1 protein-coding gene is annotated in these 729 nt (G+C 61.0%); it reads left to right on the forward strand.

The window, feature by feature from the left end; all coding sequences use genetic code 11:
* On the forward strand, positions 1 to 429 hold a 429-nt coding region (locus ILT44_RS30590), incomplete at its 5' end, for a GDP-mannose 4,6-dehydratase (protein WP_204243371.1).
* Positions 430 to 729: the final 300 nt, after the last annotated feature.

Consider the following 729-nt stretch of genomic DNA (forward strand, 5'->3'; position numbering starts at 1 on the left):
TACAAATTCACCCACGCCATCGCTCAAGGGCATGAGATCCAGGTGGCCCATGCGGGACACGTCTGGCGCGACTTTACTTACGTCGACGACATCGTGGAGGGCATCGTGCGGCTGGTCGACCGCGCGCCCTCAAGCGACCCGGCCTGGAACGCGGAAAATCCCGATCCGGCGACAAGCTTCGCGCCGCACCGGGTCTACAATATCGGCAACGATCATCCCGAGGAGGTGAACCGGCTCATCGCCTTGATCGAGGAGGCCTTGGGCCGGAAGGCGAACCGCGTCGACGTGCCCCTGCCGCCCGGCGACGTGCTGGAGACCCGCGCGGATGTGAGCGACCTGCGCCGGGACGTGGGCTTTGCGCCCGCAACGTCCCTGGAGGAGGGCATCCGGCGCTTCGTCGAATGGTATCGCGGATATCGCAGTCGATAGGGAACAGGCCAAGCAATTGAGGAGATCCCCTAACCGGATGGATTGGTTGGTCGGAAGATTCGCTCAAGACATCGTGGAAGACGCCGCTCAATGGATAGCAGCGGCGGCTGGATAGACCTAGAGAATTCCGCACCAAATTGGTGTCGACGTATTCCGGGGAAAGCCTATCTGAGTTCGTGCTTCGACGATATGAGCAATGGCGAACCTCGCCCAACGGCCGTAAGTAGTCGGCCCTGAACAATGCAGTTTGCTCAGGCGGCAATTGGATTCCAGGGTTCGGGGAAAGTATCCGATTGCGCG

The sequence above is a fragment of the Microvirga arvi genome (assembly GCF_016892765.1).
GTDB classification, from domain to species: Bacteria; Pseudomonadota; Alphaproteobacteria; order Rhizobiales; family Beijerinckiaceae; genus Microvirga; species Microvirga arvi.